The 20652-nt window shown below is 60.9% G+C and carries 17 protein-coding genes; 13 read left to right on the forward strand and 4 right to left on the reverse strand.

The genetic code is table 11. The features are described 5' to 3' along the window. Positions 1 to 57 precede the first annotated feature (57 nt). The 6 genes from LY631_RS14865 to LY631_RS14890 all read left to right on the forward strand — a co-directional run bounded on the left by LY631_RS14865 (position 58) and on the right by LY631_RS14890 (position 7646). Positions 58 to 1689 carry an ABC transporter substrate-binding protein gene (locus LY631_RS14865; RefSeq protein ID WP_445082896.1) on the forward strand — a complete coding sequence of 544 codons (1632 nt, stop codon included), beginning with the start codon at positions 58 to 60 and terminating at the stop codon, positions 1687 to 1689. 114 nt (positions 1690 to 1803) lie between these two features. Next, the gene (locus LY631_RS14870; RefSeq protein ID WP_274426370.1) at positions 1804 to 2745 is read left to right on the forward strand and encodes an ABC transporter permease; all 942 of its coding nucleotides are present in this window, start codon (positions 1804 to 1806) and stop codon (positions 2743 to 2745) included. Beyond that, positions 2745 to 3629 carry an ABC transporter permease gene (locus LY631_RS14875; RefSeq protein ID WP_274426371.1) on the forward strand — a complete coding sequence of 295 codons (885 nt, stop codon included), beginning with the start codon at positions 2745 to 2747 and terminating at the stop codon, positions 3627 to 3629. Before LY631_RS14870 ends, LY631_RS14875 begins: the two co-directional genes overlap by 1 nt. A gap of 2 nt (positions 3630 to 3631) precedes the next feature. Next, complete coding sequence (locus tag LY631_RS14880) at positions 3632 to 5293, forward strand: ABC transporter ATP-binding protein (protein ID WP_274426372.1); 1662 nt, start codon at positions 3632 to 3634, stop codon at positions 5291 to 5293. A gap of 30 nt (positions 5294 to 5323) precedes the next feature. After that, positions 5324 to 6487 (forward strand): M20 aminoacylase family protein, encoded by a 1164-nt coding sequence (locus LY631_RS14885; protein ID WP_274426373.1) that lies wholly within the window; start codon positions 5324 to 5326, stop codon positions 6485 to 6487. Positions 6488 to 6515: 28 nt separating this feature from the next. Then, complete coding sequence (locus LY631_RS14890) at positions 6516 to 7646, forward strand: M20/M25/M40 family metallo-hydrolase (RefSeq protein WP_274426374.1); 1131 nt, start codon at positions 6516 to 6518, stop codon at positions 7644 to 7646. 75 nt (positions 7647 to 7721) lie between these two features. Here the strand turns inward: LY631_RS14890 and purU are convergent, their stop codons facing one another. Beyond that, the gene (gene purU / locus LY631_RS14895) at positions 7722 to 8570 is read right to left on the reverse strand and encodes a formyltetrahydrofolate deformylase (RefSeq protein WP_274426375.1); all 849 of its coding nucleotides are present in this window, start codon (positions 8568 to 8570) and stop codon (positions 7722 to 7724) included. A 440-nt stretch (positions 8571 to 9010) separates the two neighbouring features. Here purU and LY631_RS14900 point away from each other — a divergent pair, with 440 nt between their 5' ends. The 6 genes from LY631_RS14900 to LY631_RS14925 all read left to right on the forward strand — a co-directional run bounded on the left by LY631_RS14900 (position 9011) and on the right by LY631_RS14925 (position 15480). Beyond that, a complete protein-coding gene (locus LY631_RS14900) occupies positions 9011 to 10351 on the forward strand; it encodes a substrate-binding protein (RefSeq protein ID WP_274426376.1) in 1341 nt (446 codons plus the stop codon). Positions 10352 to 10456: 105 nt separating this feature from the next. Further along, positions 10457 to 11482, forward strand: a complete 1026-nt coding sequence (locus LY631_RS14905) for a branched-chain amino acid ABC transporter permease (protein WP_274426377.1) — start codon at positions 10457 to 10459, stop codon at positions 11480 to 11482. A gap of 1 nt (position 11483) precedes the next feature. Then, entirely contained in the window at positions 11484 to 12623 is a 1140-nt protein-coding gene (locus LY631_RS14910) for a branched-chain amino acid ABC transporter permease (protein WP_445082893.1), read from the forward strand. Between the two features lie 14 nt (positions 12624 to 12637). Then, on the forward strand, positions 12638 to 13396 hold the full coding sequence (locus tag LY631_RS14915; protein WP_274426378.1) for an ABC transporter ATP-binding protein: 759 nt from the start codon (positions 12638 to 12640) through the stop codon (positions 13394 to 13396). Next, a complete protein-coding gene (locus LY631_RS14920; RefSeq protein WP_274426379.1) occupies positions 13396 to 14163 on the forward strand; it encodes an ABC transporter ATP-binding protein in 768 nt (255 codons plus the stop codon). Before LY631_RS14915 ends, LY631_RS14920 begins: the two co-directional genes overlap by 1 nt. Before the next feature lie 279 nt (positions 14164 to 14442). Further along, positions 14443 to 15480 carry an SGNH/GDSL hydrolase family protein gene (locus tag LY631_RS14925; RefSeq protein WP_274426380.1) on the forward strand — a complete coding sequence of 346 codons (1038 nt, stop codon included), beginning with the start codon at positions 14443 to 14445 and terminating at the stop codon, positions 15478 to 15480. Positions 15481 to 15518: 38 nt separating this feature from the next. On the opposite strand, the gene LY631_RS14930 is transcribed toward LY631_RS14925, so the two are convergent. Together LY631_RS14930 and LY631_RS14935 are read right to left on the reverse strand one after the other, a co-directional pair. Then, complete coding sequence (locus LY631_RS14930) at positions 15519 to 16838, reverse strand: sensor histidine kinase (RefSeq protein WP_274426381.1); 1320 nt, start codon at positions 16836 to 16838, stop codon at positions 15519 to 15521. After that, complete coding sequence (locus LY631_RS14935) at positions 16835 to 17380, reverse strand: molybdopterin-dependent oxidoreductase (protein WP_274426382.1); 546 nt, start codon at positions 17378 to 17380, stop codon at positions 16835 to 16837. Before LY631_RS14935 ends, LY631_RS14930 begins: the two co-directional genes overlap by 4 nt. A gap of 146 nt (positions 17381 to 17526) precedes the next feature. On the opposite strand from LY631_RS14935, the gene LY631_RS14940 reads away from it, so the two are divergent. Next, positions 17527 to 18297: an SH3 domain-containing protein gene (locus tag LY631_RS14940; RefSeq protein WP_274426383.1), complete on the forward strand. Its 771-nt coding sequence runs from the start codon at positions 17527 to 17529 to the stop codon at positions 18295 to 18297. A gap of 53 nt (positions 18298 to 18350) precedes the next feature. Here the strand turns inward: LY631_RS14940 and LY631_RS14945 are convergent, their stop codons facing one another. Then, a complete protein-coding gene (locus LY631_RS14945) occupies positions 18351 to 20630 on the reverse strand; it encodes a vWA domain-containing protein (RefSeq protein WP_274426384.1) in 2280 nt (759 codons plus the stop codon). Between the last annotated feature and the right edge of the window lie 22 nt (positions 20631 to 20652).

Here is a 20652-nt window from a genome sequence, read left to right on the forward strand (position 1 = left end):
AAGCCGCAAGGTGCCATAGAAGTTAAAACAACCGCCAACCAAAAGAGGGAAACCATGATGAAACAACGCGCCTGTTCTCACCCCGCAAGCAGGGCCTTGCGGACTCGCAGCGGCGTTGCCGGACTGTTGGCCGCTACCTTTCTGGCCAGCGCCAGCCTGATCCATCCCGCGACCGCCCAGGACGGGGAAACGACGATCACCGCGGTGATGCACTCCGGCCTGCGAGTACTCGATCCGATCATCACCACTGCGCACATCACGCGCAATCACGGCTACATGATCTATGACGTTCTCGTCGCGACGGATGAAAATTTCGAGCCACAGCCCCAGATGGCGGACTGGACGATTTCAGACGATAATCTCGTCTACACGTTCACTTTGCGCGACGGGCTGACCTTTCACGATGGTGAGCCGGTGACAGCAGCGGATGCCGTGGCCTCGCTCAATCGCTGGGGCGAGCGCGATTCCGGCGGTCAGCTCATCTTCGATGTTACCGAAAGCCTTGAGGCGACCGACGACAAGACAATCGTCTGGACGCTGGAGAAGCCCTTCCCGGCTCTTCTCGATACAATCGGCAAGCAATCGGCGATCCCGCCCTTCATCATGCCCGAGCGTGTGGCGAGCGGTTCGGCGGACGAAGCGATCACCGACTACACCGGTTCCGGCCCCTTTGTCTTCGTCGAGGAAGAGTACGAACCCGGTGTCAGCGTCACCTACGAAAAGTTTGAGGACTATGTGCCGCGCGACGAAGAGCCGAGCTGGATGGCCGGTGGCAAGGACGTCAAGGTCGACCGCGTGGAATGGGTGACCATGCCCGACGCGCAAACGACGATCAACGCGCTGATTTCCGGCGAGATCGACTATATCGAGCAGGTGCAGGTCGACCTCCTTCCGCTTCTCGAAACCAGCCAGGACGTGGTCGTGGAGACGCGTGACGATCTTGGCTACCAGACGATAGGCCGGATGAACTTCCTCTACCCGCCCTTTGACGATGTGAAGATCCGTCAGGCAGCCATGATGGCCCTGAGCCAGGAAGACGTTCTGGGAACGCTGATCGGCAATCCCGAGTATTACACGACCTGCGGCGCAATCTTCGGCTGCGGTACGCCACTGGCCGACGAAACCGGCTCCGAAACGCTGACGAGCGGCGGCGACGTGGAAGGCGCCAAACAGCTTCTGGAGGAAGCCGGCTATGACAACACGCCAGTCGTGCTGATGCAGCCTACTGATGTCGTCAGCCTGACCGCCCAGCCGGTCGTCGCTGCACAGGCACTGCGGGAGGCCGGCTTCAACGTGGATATGCAGGCCATGGACTGGCAGACGCTGGTGACACGGCGCGCAAGCCAGGCCGAGCCCTCAGAAGGCGGCTGGAATCTCTTCTTCACCAACTGGATGGTGCCCGAGATCAACTCGCCGCTTATCAGCCCGATGCTCAATGGCCGCGGTGACGAGGCCTGGTTCGGCTGGCCGACAGACGAGAAGATCGAGGAGCTGCGCGCAGAGTTCATCGCCGCGGACACGCCGGAGAAGCAGAAGGAAGTCGCGGCGAAGATCCAGGCCCACAACATGGAGAATGTGAACTACATTCCCCTCGGCCAGTACATCATGCCTCAGGCGCGCCGGGATAATATCACCGGCATGATCCCCTCCCCCGTTCCGGTTTTCTGGAACGTGGAGAAAAGCGAGTAACAATGCCATTGGCGGACGGCTTGCCGTCCGTCATCATCGTCAGGGCGTGCGGGCCATCTGCGGTCCGCACGCCCGACTGTCGGGCACATTTCTCAACCGAGGTCTCTGCGCGCGATGCTAGGCTATATCATCCGCCGAATTCTGGCCGTCATTCCTGTGATGACGATCGTTGCTGTCTTCGTATTTCTTCTTCTGCGGCTTACGCCGGGCGACCCTGCGGCCATCATCGCCGGCGACATGGCCACGCCCGCTCAGCTCGATCGCATACGTGACTCGCTCGGGCTTAACGACCCGCTTTATGTCCAGTTCATCACGTGGGTCGGGAATCTGCTCCAGGGTGATCTCGGCACGTCGATCATTTCCAATACATCAGTGACCGGAATGATCAGCGAGCGCATCTGGCCTACGGTCAATATCGCCCTGCTCACGATCATAATTTCGGTTCTGCTGGCGGTGCCAATGGGCGTGGTGGCCGCGTGGCGGCACAAGAGCTGGATCGATTACGGCGTGATGAGCTTCTCCGTGCTCGGCTTTTCGATTCCCGTTTTCGTGATCGGCTACATCTTTATCCAGATCTTCTCGAACGAGCTGCGATGGCTGCCCGTTCAAGGCTATATACCGCCATCAGAGAGCATTGGCGGCTTTCTGGCGAGGGCGATCCTGCCCTGCCTGACACTGGCGACCATCTACGTGGCGCTGATCGCGCGCATGACGCGCGCAAGCATGCTGGAAGTGCTGGGCGAGGACTACATCCGCACCGCCCGGGCAAAGGGCGTGAAGGAGGATATCGTTCTCTTCCGACACGCACTGCGCAATGCCGCCGTGCCGATCATGACGATTATCGGAACGGGTTTCGCGCTTCTGATCGGCGGTGTGGTGGTGACGGAAAGCGTTTTCAACATACCGGGGATCGGGCGGCTCACCGTCGACGCCATCCTGGCGCGCGATTATCCCGTGATCCAGGGCATGATTCTGCTGACGAGCGGCATTTATGTTCTCATCAACCTCCTCATCGACCTTTCCTACACCTTCATCGATCCGAGGATCCGCTACTGATGTCCGTCGCTCCGCAACCCGCTTCCCGCCTCCAATGGGTGCTCGGCGCGATCGCGCTGCCGAAACGCTGGCGCATTGGTGCCGGGCCGATCGTCGCCGCCCTCGTACTGGCGGCCATCGTCATCGTCACACTTCTTTCGCCGGTAATTTCACCCCACAGTCCGATGGCCATGGATGCGCTCGAGCGCCTGAAAGGGCCAAGCGAGACCTATCCCCTGGGCACTGACGCCTATGGACGGGACGTGCTGTCGCGTGTCATCACCGGCGGCCGCGTGTCACTCTTCATAGGCATCGGCGCGGCGGTCGTCAGTGTGCTGATCGGGCTCCTCATCGGGCTCGTCTCCGGCTTCTTCCGGCTGGCGGATGCCATCATCATGCGCATCATGGACAGCCTGATGGCGATCCCCGCCATCCTGCTCGCCATCGCGCTTGTGGCGCTCAACGGACCCAGCATCTGGTCCGTCCTTTTCGCCATCACCATCCCGGAAATCCCTCGCGTGGTCAGGCTGGTGCGCTCTGTCGTGCTTTCGGCGCGTGAGGAGCCTTACGTCGAGGCGGCGATCACACTGGGCTCCTCAATGCCGAAAATCCTTTGGCAGCACCTGATGCCGAACACGCTGGCGCCTCTGATCGTTCAAGGCACCTATATCTGCGCTTCGGCCATTCTGACCGAGGCGATCCTGTCCTTCCTTGGTGCCGGTGTGAGCACGGAAATCCCCACTTGGGGCAATATCATGGCCGAGGGCCGGGTCTACTTCCAGCTGAAACCCTCGCTCATCTTCTGGCCCGGCCTGATGCTGTCGTTGTGCATCCTGTCCATCAATCTGCTCGGCGATACGGCGCGAGACATGCTCGATCCGCGCCTGAAGAAGCGGGAGGCGTAACCATGGCGTTCAAGAATCGCAGCTTTGACGATGCGTCGACCGTACTTGATATCCGCGACCTAACCGTGCGCCTCCTGGACCGCCCGGAAGCCGCCCCCATTCTCGATCGCATCTCCCTGTCCATTCGCAGCGGAGAGACCGCCTGCCTCGTCGGCGAAAGCGGCTCGGGGAAATCCGTCACGTCGCTTGCGGTCATGGGTCTTCTTCCAAAGGAGGCGCTGGCGGCCACGGGCGGAACGATCGACATGGAGGGGCAGAACCTTCTGAAACTGGGAGCGCAGAAAATGCGCGAGCTTCGCGCCAGCCGCATCTCCATGATCTTTCAGGAACCGATGACGGCGCTCAACCCCGTGATGCGCGTGGGCGACCAGATCGAGGAAGTGCTGGACACGCACGCCAAATTTTCCGCACAGGAGAAGAAGCGGCGGGTCATCGATATCATGAATCAGGTGCACCTGCCCGATGTCGAGCGCATCTACCGCTCCTATCCGCACCAGCTTTCCGGTGGTCAGCGCCAGCGCATCATGATCGCCATGGCGATCATCCTCGAGCCGCAGCTTTTGATCGCCGACGAGCCAACCACTGCGCTCGACGTGACGACGCAAAAGCAGATCCTGAGCCTGATTGCGGAACTGCAGGAGAAGCACGGAACGGCCGTGCTCTTCATCACCCACGATATGGGCGTGGTGGCCGAGATCGCCGATACAGTACACGTCATGCATCACGGCGAGATCGTTGAGCAGGCGCCGGTGGGAGAGCTTCTGCGCACCCCCAGGAAAGACTATACGAAAAGGCTGTTGAAGGCCGTCCCCAGTCTCGTCCCTCAACCAGCGCGCCCGGACGAGAAACGCGGCGAGGCACTTGTGGTCGAGGGCCTGGAAAAGATCTATGGCGGCCAGGGCTTCCTTGTTAAGCGCGAATCGACGCTTGCCGCCACGAATGTCAGCTTTTCCATCCCGCGGGGAAGGACACTCGGCATTGTCGGCGAATCCGGCTCCGGCAAGTCAACCGTGGCGCGCTGCATCCTGCGCCTGATCGACCCGACCGAGGGCGAAGTGCGGGTTGCAAACACGGAGATCGCGCGGCTTTCGCGGCGTGCGCTGCGCCCCCATCGCCGACACATCCAGATCGTTTTCCAGGATCCCTTTCGCTCGCTCAATCCGCGATGGACCATCGGCGAAAGCCTGATCGAGGGACCGCTCAATACGGGCGAGGACCGCACGAAGGCGATGAAACGCGCCCAGGAGCTCTTGTCGCTCGTCGGCCTGCCGGAAGACGCGGTGAGCCGCTATCCGCACCAGTTCTCCGGCGGCCAGCGCCAGCGCATCGCCATCGCCCGGGCCATTGCCATGGAGCCGGACGTGCTGGTGGCCGACGAGGCCGTCTCGGCGCTCGACGTTTCCGTCCAGGCGCAGGTGCTGAAGCTGCTAGCCGATCTGCAGAAGAAGCTCGGCATCGCCCTTCTCTTCATCACCCACGACCTACGGGTGGCGGCACAGATTTGCGACGAGGTGATCGTCATGCAGCATGGCCGTGTGGTCGAGCACGACACCGCCGCCAATGTTCTTTCCAATCCGCAGCACGCCTATACGCGCGCGCTCATCGAAGCCGCGCCCGGGCGTAACTGGGATTTCGCCAATTTCTGCGAGTTGCCGGCCGCTTGAGCCGGCTTGGGACGTCAGGAGGTCTTGTCCATGCCCGTATTGCCGAAGATTGCCGATTACGCCGAGGAACTGACGGCGATCCGCCGCGATTTCCACGCCAATCCGGAAATCGGATTCGAGGAGGAGCGGACGTCCGGCATCGTCGCTGATCTTCTGAAATCCTGGGGTGTGGACGAGGTGCACACCGGTATTGGCAAGACCGGCGTCGTCGGCGTGATCAAGGGTAAGGGTGAGAACGGCCGCACGATCGGGCTGCGCGCCGACATGGACGCGCTGCCGATGGACGAGCTCACAAATCTTCCCTACGCCTCGAAGAACCCCGGCCGCTTTCACGGCTGCGGGCATGACGGCCACACGACCATGCTTCTCGGCGCGGCGCGGTATCTTGCCGAGACAAAGGATTTCGCCGGGCGCGCCGTGGTGATCTTCCAGCCTGCTGAAGAGGGACTCGGCGGCGCGCGCGCCATGCTGGCCGAGAATTTGTTCGAAAAATTCCCGTGCGACGAAATCTACGGCATGCACAACAATCCGATGGCGGAACCGAATCAAGTGGGGGTGAAACCTGGTGCGGCCATGGCTGGCGCCACCATGTTCGACATCACGATTCAGGGCGTGGGCAGCCACGGCGCCATGCCGCATTTCTCGAAGGATCCGATTGTTATCGGAACGGCGCTGGTGCAGAACCTGCAATCGGTGGTCAGCCGGAATGTCGAGGCGACAAAGCCGGCCGTCGTTTCGGTTACGCAATTCCATTCCGGTTCGGCCTACAATGTCGTGCCGGACAGAGCCGAACTCTCCGGTACGATCCGCTATTTCGAAGATGAGGTGAAGGAGCGGATTCACGATCGTGTCCGCAATCTTTGCGCTGGTTTTGCGCAGGCGCACGAGGTCGAAATCGACGTCGACCTGCGCGATGTCTTTACCGTTCTCATGAACGACCCGGCCTGCTCGCAGGCCTATATCGATGCCGCCGCCGAAATCGTCGGACCGGAAAACGCTTCTGAGAAGGACGAACTCGTCACCGGCAGCGAGGACTTTGCCGACATGCTTCAGGCCGTACCGGGTGCTTACTGCACCATTGGACACAAGGGGTCCGTGCCGTTGCACAATCCCGGCTTCGTACTCGACGACGACATGCTGCCGGTCGGGGCGAGCGTTTTGGCACGCATCGTCGAAAAACGCCTGCCGCTATAAACAACGCGCTTTAATCTTCGAGGTCCCGATGAATGCTTTGAACCTGCCCTTCGAAACCGATTCCATGCTTGCCGGGCTGAAGCCCTGGGTGGAATGCGAGAGCCCGACGTTCGATGCCGCTGCGGTCGACCGCATGATGGACCTTGCCGCCTACGATCTTGCGGCGGCAGGGGCCGAGATCGAGCGCATTCCCGGCCGCATGGGCTATGGCGGCTCGGTTCGTGCGCGCTTTCCGCACAGGGACCAGGGCAAGCCCGGAGTTCTCATCTCCGGCCATCTCGATACGGTGCATCCCATCGGCACGCTGGAGACAAACCCCTGGCGTGTCGAGCATGGCCGCTGCTACGGGCCCGGCATTCAGGACATGAAGGGCGGCAACTATGTCTGCCTGGAAGCCATTCGTCAGCTTGCACTCGCCGGCATCGAGACAGCCCTGCCCGTGACGGTCCTTTTCACGCCCGACGAAGAGGTCGGCACGCCTTCCACGCGCGAGCTTATCGAGATGGAAGCGCGCAAGAACAAGTACGTTCTGGTGCCGGAGCCGGCGCGCGCTGACGGCGGCGCAGTGACGGGCCGCTATGCCATCGCGCGGTTCAACGTGAGGACCTTTGGAAAGCCAAGCCATGCCGGCTGGGCGCTGAAAGACGGGCGTTCGGCCATTGCGGCAATGGCGAAAAAGATTCTCGATATCGAAGCCATGACGACGGATGATTGCACATTCAGCGTCGGTGTCGTGCATGCCGGCCAATGGGTGAATTGCGTCTCTTCATCCTGCAATGCGGAAGTTCTCAGCATGGCCAAGCGGCAGGAGGACCTAGACCACGGCGTGGAGAGAATGCTGGCTCTTTCCGGCGAGGAAAACGGTGTGACGGTGGAGGTGACACGTGGTGTCACCCGGCCGGTGTGGGAACCGGACGAAGGCACGATGGCTGTTTACGAGACCGCGCGCAGCATTGCCTCCGAGCTCGGCTTCGGACTTACCCACGACAGCGCCGGCGGCGGCTCGGATGGCAACTTCACCGGTGCGCTGGGGATACCGACGCTGGACTCAATCGGCGTGCGCGGCGCCGGACTGCACACGCTCGACGAGCATATCGAGATCGACAGCCTGGTCGAGCGTGCTCAGCTTGCCGCGGGACTTCTGACGCGGCTGAAATAATCCGCATGCCGCGTTTTATGTCTTATATCTGACAACAGATATTAGATACGGGCCTTAGGACCTTGCAGTGTTCAGCTATCGGGCGAACACCACCGTCTTGCGTCCATTGAGCAGGACCCGGGCCTCCAGGTGCCAGGCGACGGCACGGGCGAGCACCCGCCTCTCTATATCCCGGCCCTTGCGCACCAGATCTTCCGGCGTGTCGGCATGGCTGACCGGCTCGACATCCTGTGCCACGATCGGCCCCTCGTCCAGATCGCTGGTGACGTAGTGGGCGGTCGCGCCGATCATTTTCACGCCGCGCTCGTACGCCTGGTGATAGGGCTTGGCGCCCTTGAACCCGGGCAGGAAGCTGTGATGGATGTTGATGCAACGGCCGGTGAGATAGGCCGAAAAGGCGTCTGACAGAACCTGCATGTATCGGGCCAGCACAACCAGTTCAGCACCCGTTTCCTCGATCACCGCCCGGATCTGCGCCTCCTGCTGGGGCTTGGTTTCCTTTGTGATGGGGAAATGATGAAAGGGAATGCCGGAATCCACCGTCAGGTTTAGCGCCTCGCGCGGATGGTTGGACACAATGGCGACCACATCCATGTCCAACTCGCCGATGCGCGTCCGGTAGAGCAGGTCGCCGAGACAATGGTCGAATTTCGATACGAGAATAAGCACCCTCCGGCGCTGTCCCGCCGGGCGCAGCGCCCATTCGAAGCCGAAGCGTTCGGCCTCGGGGCGAAGCGCGGCTTCGAAATGCTCTATAGAATTCTCCATGGCGAAAGCGACACGCATGAAGAACTTGCCCGTCTGGCTGTCGTCGAACTGATGGGCTTCCGTGATGTTACCGCCGTTTTCCGCGAGATGGCCCGCGACGGCGGCCACGATGCCGGGGCGGTTATCGCAGCGAAGGGTCAGGATGTAGTTCGTCATTGAAAACCTACTGTCGAATCAAACGGGCGGACGACGGATGAATGCGGGCCTTATCTGCACTCATTCGTTGCGGTGCGCCAGGTCCTGTTGGTCGCACCGGTGTGCATCTCTTTCTGTATACATCCTCTTCGAGGCCAGAGCGCGAATAAGCGTTACTTTACTCATTCTCTTTCTCTTCGATTCTGCACGAAGATTCGCGCAGCGCAATCCATAATGAATACCTATGGTATACTGAATGCGAGTGAGACGGTGAAGCTTCCGAACCGCCGCAGGGGCTTCGAGATTGAGTGCGGCAGGCGCTGTTTCATCAGATATGGCCCTGATCCTAAACTAAAGACGAATTGAGAAGCGGTTTCACCAAGTGGCAGGGTGTGCACCGGTGGTCCGTTCGGGCCTGCGAGGCTTTTTTGCCCTCGTTCGATCGTTAGGGAGGAAAATTTATGAAGCTGTTCAATGTAAATCGCCGCCGCTTCCTGCGCGGAAGCGTAGCGGCCGGCGCGGGCCTTGCGTTGCCGACCATCTTCACCAGCGCTTCGCGGGCGCAGGGATACTGCAATGAACCTACGGGATCGAGCGTGGTGCTCGGCTTCAATGTTCCGCAGACGGGACCCTATGCTGATGAGGGTGCCGACGAGCTTCGCGCTCTGCAACTCGCGGCGAAGCACCTCAACGGCGAGGGCGATGGCGGCATGCTGAACACCTTCACCGGTTCGCAACTCCAAGGCAACGGCATTCTGGGCAAGAAGGTCGAGTACGTCACCGGCGACACCCAGACGAAGTCCGACGCCGCGCGCGCCTCCGCGAGACGCATGATCGAGAAGGACGGCGCGCTCATGATCACCGGCGGCTCGTCTTCCGGCGTTGCCGTCGCCGTGCAGTCACTCTGCCAGGAAGCCGGTGTGATCTTCATGGCCGGTCTTACGCACTCCAACGATACGACCGGCAAAGACAAGAGGCGTAACGGTTTCCGGCATTTCTTCAACGCTTATATGTCCGGCCAGGCACTGGGGCCGGTGCTTGCCGAAAGCTATGGCAATGACCGCAGGGCCTACCACCTGACCGCCGATTACACCTGGGGCTGGACGCAGGAAGAGTCCATCAAGGCGACGACGGAGCAGCTCGGCTGGGAAACTGTCGAAACCGTGCGCACGCCGCTCGGCGCCGGCGACTTCTCGCAGTACATCACGCCAGTCGTCAACTCGGGTGCCGATGTGCTGATCTTGAACCACTACGGCAAGGACATGGTCAATTCCCTGACCCAGGCCGTCCAGTTCGGACTTCGCGAACGGGAGGCGAACGGCAAGGATTTCCAGATCGTCGTGCCGCTGTTCTCCGAACTGATGGCGCAGGGTGCGGGCGAGGCCATCAAGGGAATTTACGGCACGGCCAACTGGGATTGGAAGCTGGAGAACGACGGCACTCAGGCCTTCACCAAATCCTTTGGCCAGGAATATGGTCAGCCGCCATCCCAGGCCGCACATACGTGTTATGTGCAGGCGCTGCTCTACGCGAATGCCGTTGAAACGGCCGGTACGTTCAACCCCGAGGGCGTGGTGGAAGCGCTCGAGGATCTCGAGTTCGACGGTCTCGGAAACGGCCCGACACTTTATCGCGGCGCCGACCACCAGTGCTTTAAACCGGTTCTGGTGGTGCAGGGCAAAGAGGAGCCGCAGGACAAGTTCGACCTGCTTGAGGTCGTCCGAGAAGTCCCGACCGAGCAGGTCACGTATGATCCGTCCATCTTCGGCGGCGAGCTTGGTGACGTGAACGGCCAGTGCTGAAGGACTGCATAACGGGAGCGGGCGGCGTGCGGCCGCCCGCCTTATCCCGCGTGCGATCCCTCACTGGCTCTAGCTCGCCCCCCCCACGGGCAACGGTGGTTTTGAATGGACGCTTTCATAATTCAGCTACTCAACGGATTGGACAAGGGCGGTGCCTACGCGCTGATCGCGCTGGGCCTCACCCTCGTCTTTGGAACACTGGGCGTGGTGAACTTCGCCCATGGCGCACTCTTCATGCTGGGAGCCTTTGTGGCTGTGGCCGTCCGGCGCATTCTTCAGCTCGAAACGGTGACGGTCGACCCGGACAGGCTCACTCCCTGGGGGTCCCCCATGGAAATCCGAACGCCGCTCGTTCAGGCATGGCTCGGCGATTTCGGCGAGGTCCTGCTACAATATTCCGTTCCGCTTTCCATTCTGGTGGCGATTCCGTTCATGCTGGCCGTCGGGCTGGCGATGGAACGTGGGCTTATCCGTTTTTTCTACCGCCGCACCCATGCCGAGCAAATTCTTGTAACCTTCGGCCTGGCCATCGTGCTTCAGGAGATCATCAAAGCCTTCTTCGGTGCCAACCCTATTCCCGTCAGCGCCCCGGAAGCGCTCGCTGGCAGCGCTAACGTGGGTGCATGGCTGGGGCTGGAATCCGGCGTTTACTACCCTTGGTGGCGCTTGGTCTATCTCGCGTTCTCCATACTGATGGCGGGCCTTGTGATCGCTTTTCTACAGTTCACCACCTGGGGTATGGTCGTGCGCGCCGGGATGCAGGACCGCCAGACGGTCGGCTTTCTCGGCATCAACATACAACGCCGCTTTACTGTCGTATTCGGTATTGCAGCTGCCATCGCCGGGATTGCAGGAGCAATGTACACGCCCATCGTGCCGGCGAACTACCATATGGGTATGGATTTCCTCGTGCTTTCCTTCGTGGTGGTGGTGGTCGGCGGCATGGGCTCGGTTGCCGGGGCGGTCCTCGCAGGCTTCCTGCTCGGTGTGCTGCAGAGCTTCGTATCCATGAATGAAGTCAAGGATCTGGTGCCCGGGATCGACCAGGTGATCATTTACCTCGTCGCGGTCGTGGTGCTGCTGGTCCGCCCCCGCGGCCTTATGGGCCGGCGCGGCGTGATGGAAAACTGAGATGCAGATGACAACGCTTCGCCAAGACTTCCTTTTCCTGGCGCTCTTCGCGATCGCCGTCCTTACAATGCCGATCTGGCTTGATCCGCTGGGCGCGAACTACCCCGATCTGCTCCAGAAATTCGCGATTTACGGTATCTTCGCCATCGGCTTCAACATCCTGTTCGGCCTTACGGGCTATCTCTCCTTCGGACATGCGGCGTTTCTCGGCGTCGGCTCCTACGCCGCTGTCTGGGCCTTCAAGCTGTTCAGCATGAATGTTGTTCCGGCGCTCCTTCTGGCGATGATCGTCGCGGGGCTGTTTTCGGCCGCAATCGGCTATATTTGCCTGCGGCGCGCCGGAATCTATTTCTCCATTCTTACGCTCGCATTCGCCCAGATGTCCTACAATCTCGCCTACTCGGTGCTCACACCCATCACCAATGGCGAGACGGGCCTTCAGCTTTCACTTCAGGATGCGCGAATCCTTGACAGGACGTTCGGCATCGACGCGACGGGAGGCATTCCGTTTCCAAACTTCTTCGGCCTTACGATGGGCGGCTATGGGGGCTTTTACTTTTGTGCGGTCTTGCTGATCGTGTGTTTCTTCATCGCCCTGCGCATCGACCGGTCTCCCTTCGGCATGATGCTTCGGGCGATCAAATCCAACCAGAACCGAATGGCCTACACGGGCTTCAACACGCGGCCTTATGCGATGACCGCTTTCATTATATCGGGCATGTACGCCGGTCTGGCAGGCGCGCTGCTGGCGGCAACAGACCCTCTCGCGGGGGCCGAGCGCATGCAGTGGACCGCCTCGGGCGAGGTCGTGCTCATGACCATTCTGGGCGGGGCCGGCACCTTGGTCGGGCCGATCGTCGGAGCGGGTGTGATCAAGTATTTCGAGAACATCTTCTCCGCCTACAATGAGGGCCGGCTGCACGCCATCTTCTCGTTCCTGCCAGACGGGCTCGAAAACTTCTTCGTCACCGTCACCACGCCTTTTGTTGGCGAGGGCTGGCACCTGACGCTCGGCATCGCCTTCATGCTTGTCGTGATCTTCCTGCCCGGCGGTCTGATGGAGGGTGTGCGCCGAATTCGTTCCCTCTTCAGCCGACGGAAATCCAAACCCGAGCAAGCCGAACTCGCACCGGCCGAATGAGGACCACCGTGCCCATGGAGAACACCGTTTTGCACATCGCCGATGTCGACAAGCGTTTCGGCGGCTTGCACGCGCTTTCCGACATCGATCTGGACGTGAAGGAGGGAACGACCCACGCTATCATCGGACCCAATGGCGCCGGCAAGTCAACCCTGCTCAACGTCTGCATCGGCCGCCTTGCCCCCGATAGCGGAGCGGTCGTCTTCGACGGTAAAACGATTACCGGAAAGCGGCCCTACGAAATAAACCAAATGGGGATTGCCCGCGTGTTCCAGACAGCAGAGATCTTTCCCGATCTCACACTGCTACAGAACACGATGATCCCCGCCTTTGCCAAACGTGACGGCGCCTTCCGCCTGAATGCCTGGCCGATGGTTTCGAGGCAGAGGGAAATCCAGGAGGAGGCGGAGCACTGGCTGCAGGACGTCGGCCTGATCGAGTACAAGGACCGCCTTGCCTCCAGCCTTTCCCGTGGCGACAAGCGCCGGCTGGAACTTGCCATGGGTTTGGTGCAGCATCCGCGGCTTCTGCTCCTGGACGAGCCGACAGCGGGCATGTCGCGCCACGATACAAACGCCACCATTGATCTGTTGATGAAGATCAAGGAACGGGGCATGACCAAGGTCATCATCGAGCACGACATGCACGTGGTGTTCTCGCTGGCCGACCGCATTACCGTTCTTGCCCAGGGCCGGATCATCGCCGACGGAAAGCCGGAGGACGTGAAGGGCAACCCTGTTGTACAGGAAGCCTATCTCGGAGGGACACATTGATGAATGCCGTAACCATGCCCGATGCCGAGAGAGCGACCGAAGCACCGAAGACAAGCAAAGCAAACGCCTTTTTCCGCGTGAACGACATCCACGCCTATTACGGCGAAAGCTACATCGTGCAGGGCGTCAGTTTTGAAATCAACGAAGGCGACATCGTAGCCCTGCTGGGGCGAAACGGCGCCGGCAAGACCTCCACGCTACGCACCCTGGCGCGGGCGGGCGACCCGGAACTCAAGGGCGGTGAAATCTGGCTGAACGACACGGCGGTGCACGCCTGCCGGGACTTTCAGGCGGCGGTCGCCGGCATTCAACTCGTTCAGGAAGATCGCAGGATCATTCCCGGCCTGACTGTCGAGGAGAACATCCTCCTGGCCCAGATCGCCGAGCCGAAGGGCTGGCCGGTGGAGAAGATATACGAGCATTTTCCCCGCTTGGCGGAGCGGCGCAAGCAGGAAGGCGTGACGCTTTCGGGCGGCGAGCAGCAGATGCTGGCCGTGGCCCGGGCGCTCGCCCGCGACATCAAGCTGTTGTTGCTCGACGAACCCTATGAGGGGCTCGCACCCGTGATCGTGAAGGAGATCGAGCAGATCGTCGAGCGCATCAAAGCGCTTGGCATCACCACGATCATCGTCGAGCAGAATGCAGTCGCCGCGCTGGAACTCGCCAACCGTGCACTCATCCTGGATATGGGCCAGATCGTCTTCGACGGCTCGGCCAAGGCCGTGCTTGAGAATGAAGATCTGCGAAACGATTACCTGGCGATTTAGAGCCAGGACCTATTAATCTGGTCGAAATGGTGTGGGGCTATTTGTTTTGATGGGAGGACTGAAGGCACAGGAATTGTTGGCCATTTTCTCTTCGCCGTTCCAGCGCCATTTCGATCACATCAAAAGGTCCTGGCCCTAGACTATCAGGTGGATGGATCCGCCGTTCTTTTCGACAAAAGCGGTACTCCTCGACCCAAAACCCAACTTGCTCGGATCAATTTGACGCGACAGCATGGGCCGAAGCGCGATTTTTCGCGCGTAGCTTATCGGGCAGTGCCTATGCGCTATCAACTCGGGCTGATGGCCGCCGTGCCGGTTGTGGCGGTTCTCCTGTTGGAGGCTGGCCTAAGCCATTTTACTGGCTTGGGCGATCCACCGCTCTTTCAGGCCGATGCGAAGGTCGGCTATCTGATGGCCCCGAACCAGGAAGTCTACCGCCTGGGCAATCGCATCGCCATCAACGGCTTTCACCAGCGCTCGGAGGAGATCTCCGTGCAGCCGGCACCCGGAATCGAGCGCATCTTGTTCCTCGGGGATTCCATCACCTTTGGCATTGCCGCGCTCGACCAGACGCAGACATTCCCCGAGCGTGTGGCATCCCTGCTGAGGGAATCCGGACGGCCCTCCGAAAGCATCAATGCGTCGGCGGTCTCGTGGGGGCTTGGCAACGAGCGGGCTTATGTCGAGTGCTTCGGCACATTCGGCAGCCAGATTGCGATCCTGCAGGTCGGGTCCGCGGATCTTCTCCAACCCGCGAGTACCGGAGAAAAGGTGGGTGTCAGCCCGGCTCATCCGGACCGCAAACCCGCAAGCGCCATCACGGAGGCCATGCAGCGCGTCGCGCTTCCACGCCTGACAAGCATGCTCGGCCTAGTCACCGATTCCACGGACGAGCCTGTCACACGGGAAGTGCGCAAAGCGCAGTTCGCGAGGAACATGACTCATTTCGCCCGTCTGGTAGCGCTCGTCCAGGAACAGGGGACAACTCCGATTGTGCTTCTTGTACCCGGCTTACCTGAACTGACGACGGAGAATCGCCTCACGCGCTATTCTCCATATCGGGAGCGTTTTCGGACACTAGTAGAGGAGCTTTCCATCCCGCTGATAGACCTCTCTGAGGAGTGGGAGGGCAATTCAGATATTCAAGGCTACTATGTGGATGGGACGCACCTGACCGCAGAGGGCAATCTCGTGGTCGCGGCCAGGATATTTCAGGCATTGGACAATTTGCGCGGAAATGCACGGGTAAAAACGGTGCACGCCGCAAACGCCAAGGTGCAGCCGATTTCGGCCGCTGCGGACCGCGAGTGTGGCTGAACGCGGCGACGGCAGCTTGTGCGACAAGGCATGGTCTGTCAAAGCGGCAGCTCAAGCGTAAACGTGGAGCCGAAGCCGCGCTTGCTTTCGAACGTCAAGTCGCCCCCGAGCATGTGGGCGAGCCGCCGCGAGAGATGCAATCCCATGCCGACACCATGCACCTCCTTCGTCGTGCTGGCTCTAAAGAAGGGCTGAAAAAGCATCTGTTTCTCCTCTTCCGGGATTCCGATCCCGCGATCCACGACAGCGATGCGCAGCTGATTGTTGCCTGCGCGCACGCGAATTGTGACGGGCTCGGTCTGCGGGGAATATGTAAGGGCATTTGCTAGAAGATTCCCGATGATCTGCTGAAAGAGAATCGGATCCGTGGTGATGCGCGCGGGGACTTCGTCGCCCGTATCTATACGCACTGTCCGTCCGGGCCGCGCTTCGAGCTGCCGCTCCCGCGCTGTTTCCAGCTCGGCGGTAATGTCACATTCGGCACGGTTTATGTCGATCTGACCGGCGTCCAGCTTCATGGAATCGAGTGTGGCCTGCATCAGATCGGTCAGGCTCTTCACCGTCGCGCGCACACGGCGCGCCCGCTCGCTGATTTCCGCGGGTTGTATTGTTTCGCCCTTACGCAGGATGCGCTGCATGGAGGCGTCAATGACGGAAAGCGGGGTTCGGAACTGATGGGATACGAGCGCGACAAAGCTGCGATAAGCCTCGCGGATTTCCTGTTCGCGCAAGAGCGACATCTGTGCCCGTTGCTCGGCGTCAAACGCGGCGAGCATGCGCCAGGATATGAAGGCGCCGATTGCCAGGATGATCATCACTGTCGCGATGACCTGCAGGATTGCGCTGTGCTGCTGGTCAAGTTGGGCGCCCGTTTCGTCCCATTGCGCGACCATGGCGCGATTGGCTGCGCGGCCGATCTCGCTGGCGAGTTCGGCAAGCAACTCGTGAAGCGCTTCTGCCTCGCCCCCGGCACGCGCGTCAGCGGAGAGGAAGGCATCCTCTTGCGCGTAGACCTGTTCCGCGAGCGCGTGTATCGGCTCAAAATGGCCGAGATCGGCGAGATGGCGCCGCTGCGGTCCATCCTCAAGCAGCGTGAGACGGCTGAGAAGCACATCGTAGCGCAGCCCCAAGATGTCGGCGTCCGCTTCCTCAAGACGCGCTTGGGCCAATGCGATATCTAGCTGCTGGGTAGCCACCTGAGCCTGCGCGATCGCCCAGAGCATATTGTCGCCCGCCTGCGTGCGCAGTGCCGCTTCCGTATTCCACAGGCGCCACAGGGCAAAGACAAGGAGGCAGGTGAAAATTAGGATGGCGGCAAGACTGAAGGGATACGCGAGGACACCGCGCCGCAGTCTCATCGGATCTCCAGACGATTGAGCTGCCAGACCCAGCGATAGTCGTAGCGCAAATCCCGCAGCTCAGCATGATCATCTCGCGGATAGACGATCCAGAGTGGTCCCTTGTCGCGCGGCTCCAGCCGCTCGCCATTCATATGGGTAGCAACAACGACATCGAAGCGGGTGAAATCCTCGGCCGGAATGTCGATCACATAGTCGTTGATGGCGCTGGCCGTGACGGTCTCGCCATTTGCTCCGACAAGCTCCAGCAGGTCGCGCATGTAAAAGCCGTCGAAGCGCTGAATGCCATCTGTGACTACCGTGGTTGTCTCCAGCGTCGCCGGCGGCAGCTCCTCGAGGAGGGCACGGTCAAAGACCGCCTTCTCACCGCGGTTCGTGTGTTCAATCTCCCCTACCACTTCCAGCAGGATATCACCGGTCGGCTCGCCAAGCACGCTTTCCCCGGCGTGCGCAGCGGGTATTGGGTCTGCTGCGTAGACAATAAGTGCCAGCACGACGAAAGCACTTAAGGAACGGATTTTACCACCGCCCTTACCCATCATATGTTTCCCCCATATTTAGTGCGCATTCTGCGCGTCTTTAGCCCCCGCCCGAGGCTATACAGCCCATCCATTCAGACGGGGAGCGCGGTTATTCTATTGTGCTAGCCTTACGATTCAAAGACCAATGAGATGGGGGAACCAGGACTATGCTCGGCTTCAGGCAAAGGCGCTCTATTCGGACGAGTTGCGCTGCCAGTTTCGTATTCCTGCTCGCAGCATCCGGTACGACATGGGCGGAGGCCGATGGCCCGGACGCCTGGCGCGTTGTCGATGTCGCGTCCAACGACACGCTTAATGCGCGCATGGGCCCAGGCACTAATTATCCGGTCATCGGACAGTTTGCGCATGATGCGCGCGGCCTTACCCAGGTTACATGCGTCCCGCTCGTCACGGCCGGACAATGGTTCGAGATGAGCGAGGCTGAACGCACCAACCTGCCGCCGCGCTGGTGCCTCATGCAAAGTGCCGATTACAGTCTCAAGGGTTGGGTCGCGCAGCGCTATCTCGCGGAGGATCATGTGGCCGCAACACCGGCCGCGTCTGAGACGGGGGACGTGGTGGAGATGGCGGAGCGGCTTGTCCGCAGACTATACAATGACCATCTTCAGGCCAAGTCCGGCGGCTTCACCAGCCCGCTAAACCCTTCGCGCGCCGGCGATTTCTTCACCGCGCCGCTCGCAGAGTCAATTGCCCGCGGCGAGCTTCAGGCCGATCCGCTCTTCGATGCGCAAGATAGTGATATAACGGATCTCCACATCTCGCTCGATGAAGAACGTCCGATGTTTCGCGGGCTGATCACGGTTAACGCCGATTTCCGCAACTTCGGCCATCCGCGCCGGGCAGTGGTGCGCCTGCGGGTTGAAGACGGCGAACCGCGCATCATCCGTATCGAGCATGAGGGCTGGAGCTTCGGATAAACCCGCTACCGGCTGAATCCCGCCGGCCGTTGGAGCGACCGGCGGGATTGCTATTACTCTACTCTGATCGTCACGCGGCTGAGCACCTTGCGCTCGGTAATATCGAGCAGACGGAACTCGTAGAAACCCCGCTCCTCGGGCAGCGTAAAGGTCAGCGGACCCTCGGCAGCCTTTTGCGCATCGATCCAGGTGAAGTCCGCCTGATCGGCGCCGGCCAAGGCTATACGCCGAGCGTTTTCGCCGCCATCGGCCGTCCAGTTCACCTTCACCGTCTCGCCCGGGGAGCCCGTTTCCGGCGCTTCGAGTGCACCGCCGTCGTTGAGCGCTGCCGTCTCCGCCACCACCTCGATCGTGTGGCGGGCGAGAATACGCTTGTCCTCTTCAAGCACATAGCGCAGCTCATAGAGCCCCGTCTCCTCGGGCGCGTCGAGGGTGGCCTCGTCGAAGTTGCCGACGCGGGCATAATCGCCATGGCTGCCCTGTTCGGCCCCCATCGGCACAACCGTCACATAATCCTGCGGATGGGGTGCCGTGCCGAACCACACGACCTCGATTTCCGATCCCGCGCGCACCGTCTCGGGCCCGGAGAGTTCTATGTCGGCCTCAATGATCTCGATTTCTTGAGAGGCCAGCGTCTTACGGCCTTCCTGGAGAACGTAGCGCACCTCGTAGAGCCCTGGCTCGGCTGGCGCCCTGAGGCTGCCTTCGCTCTTGTCAGAGACCCGAGCATAGTCGCCGTAGTCACCTTCCTTGGCCCCCATGGGCACGATCGTCACGAAGTCGCGTGGGTGGATACCTCTCGACCACTGCACCTGAAAGGGGGACCCGACCACGGCAGTATCGGGAGCCCGCACCGAAGCTTTAGCCTCGACGATCTCGATCTCGGCTGATGCGAGTGTCTTGCGGCCTTCCTGGAGTACATAACGCACTTCATAAAGGCCAGGTTCGGCCGGCGCCTGGAGCGTGCCCTCGGTTTTGTCGCTCACCCGTGCATAGTCACCGTATTCACCTTCGTCCGCACCCATCGGCACGATAGTAACGTAGTCTTGGGGGTGAATTCCCTCCGACCATGAGACGGAAAAGCGCTCGCCTGCTGTCGCGGTTTCCGGGGCCTCCACCGAAGCTGTTGCATCAACGATCTCGATATCAGTCGAGGCCAGCGTTTTGCGGCCTTCCTGGAGCACATAGCGCACCTCGTAAAGCCCCGACTCGGCCGGTGCCCGGAGATCTCCCTCGTTCTTGTCGGACACCCGCGTGTAGTCGCCATATTCGCCCTCGGCCGTACCGGCGGGTACGATCGTCACGTAGTCTTGAGGGTGAACCGCGCCCGACCAGGAAACGGAGAAGCTTTCGCCAGCTGTAGCGCTCTCGGGTGCCTCAACCGAAGCAGAGGCTTCGACGATTTCGATCTCGGCAGAACCCAATGTCCTGCGATCCTCCTGCCGAACGTAGCGCACCTCATAAAGGCCCGTTTCGGCGGGCGCGCGGAGACTGCCTTCAGTGTCGTCCTTGACGCGCGTGTAGTCGCCGTGCTCGCCTTCATCGGTGCCCATCGGCACGATGGTGACGTAGTCACGCGGCTGCTGATCGGGTGCCTCCCACGACACCTCGAAAGCAGAACCTATGATGGCGCTGTCCGGGCCTTCCAGCGCCACGCCGGGCGCGGGTTCGGCTTCAGGTTCAGGTGCCGCCTCGGGTTCCGGTTCAGGCGCCTCGGCCACCACCGTACCCACTTCGCTCAGAGCGGAGCTCAGCTCGTCAGCATTGTTGGCGGCGACAAACCGCCCCCCGGTGCGCTCGGCCATGCAGGCCACCGCCGCCTGCTCCTCGCCCTCAAGGTCAAAACCAACGACATGGGCAGTGAAGCCCACGCCCATTTGCTCCAGCTCCTCGGCGAGGGCGCAGGGGTCTCGCTGACAGCTCTCGATCCCGTCGGTGATCAGCACCACGGTGGCCGGATTATCCCGATAGGCCAGGCCTTCGGCGGCCTGCTCGACAGCGCTCGTCAGCGGCGTCTTACCTTTCGGCGAGATGCCCCTGATCTGTCCCATGAAGTCCTCGCGATCAAAAGGACCCGGCGCAATCATCGTCTCGATGTCATTGCAGTCGCCCTCGCGGCGATGGCCATAAGCCATAAGGCCGACATTGGTGCCTTCCGTCCAGTCACCGACGAGGCGTTCCATCGCCTCACGGGCGACCTCGATCTTGGCGGTTCCGTCGATCTGCCCCCACATGGAGTTGGACCCATCGAAGACCACCATAACGTCGTCTGCAGCGATAGCGCTTCCGGTCCACATAACCGCACTAGCAAGGAGATATCCGCCCTTACGCATTCTCAACCCCTCTCCGATCTTT

This window comes from Chelativorans sp. YIM 93263 (assembly GCF_028767125.1).
In the GTDB taxonomy this organism is placed as follows: domain Bacteria; phylum Pseudomonadota; class Alphaproteobacteria; order Rhizobiales; family Rhizobiaceae; genus Chelativorans.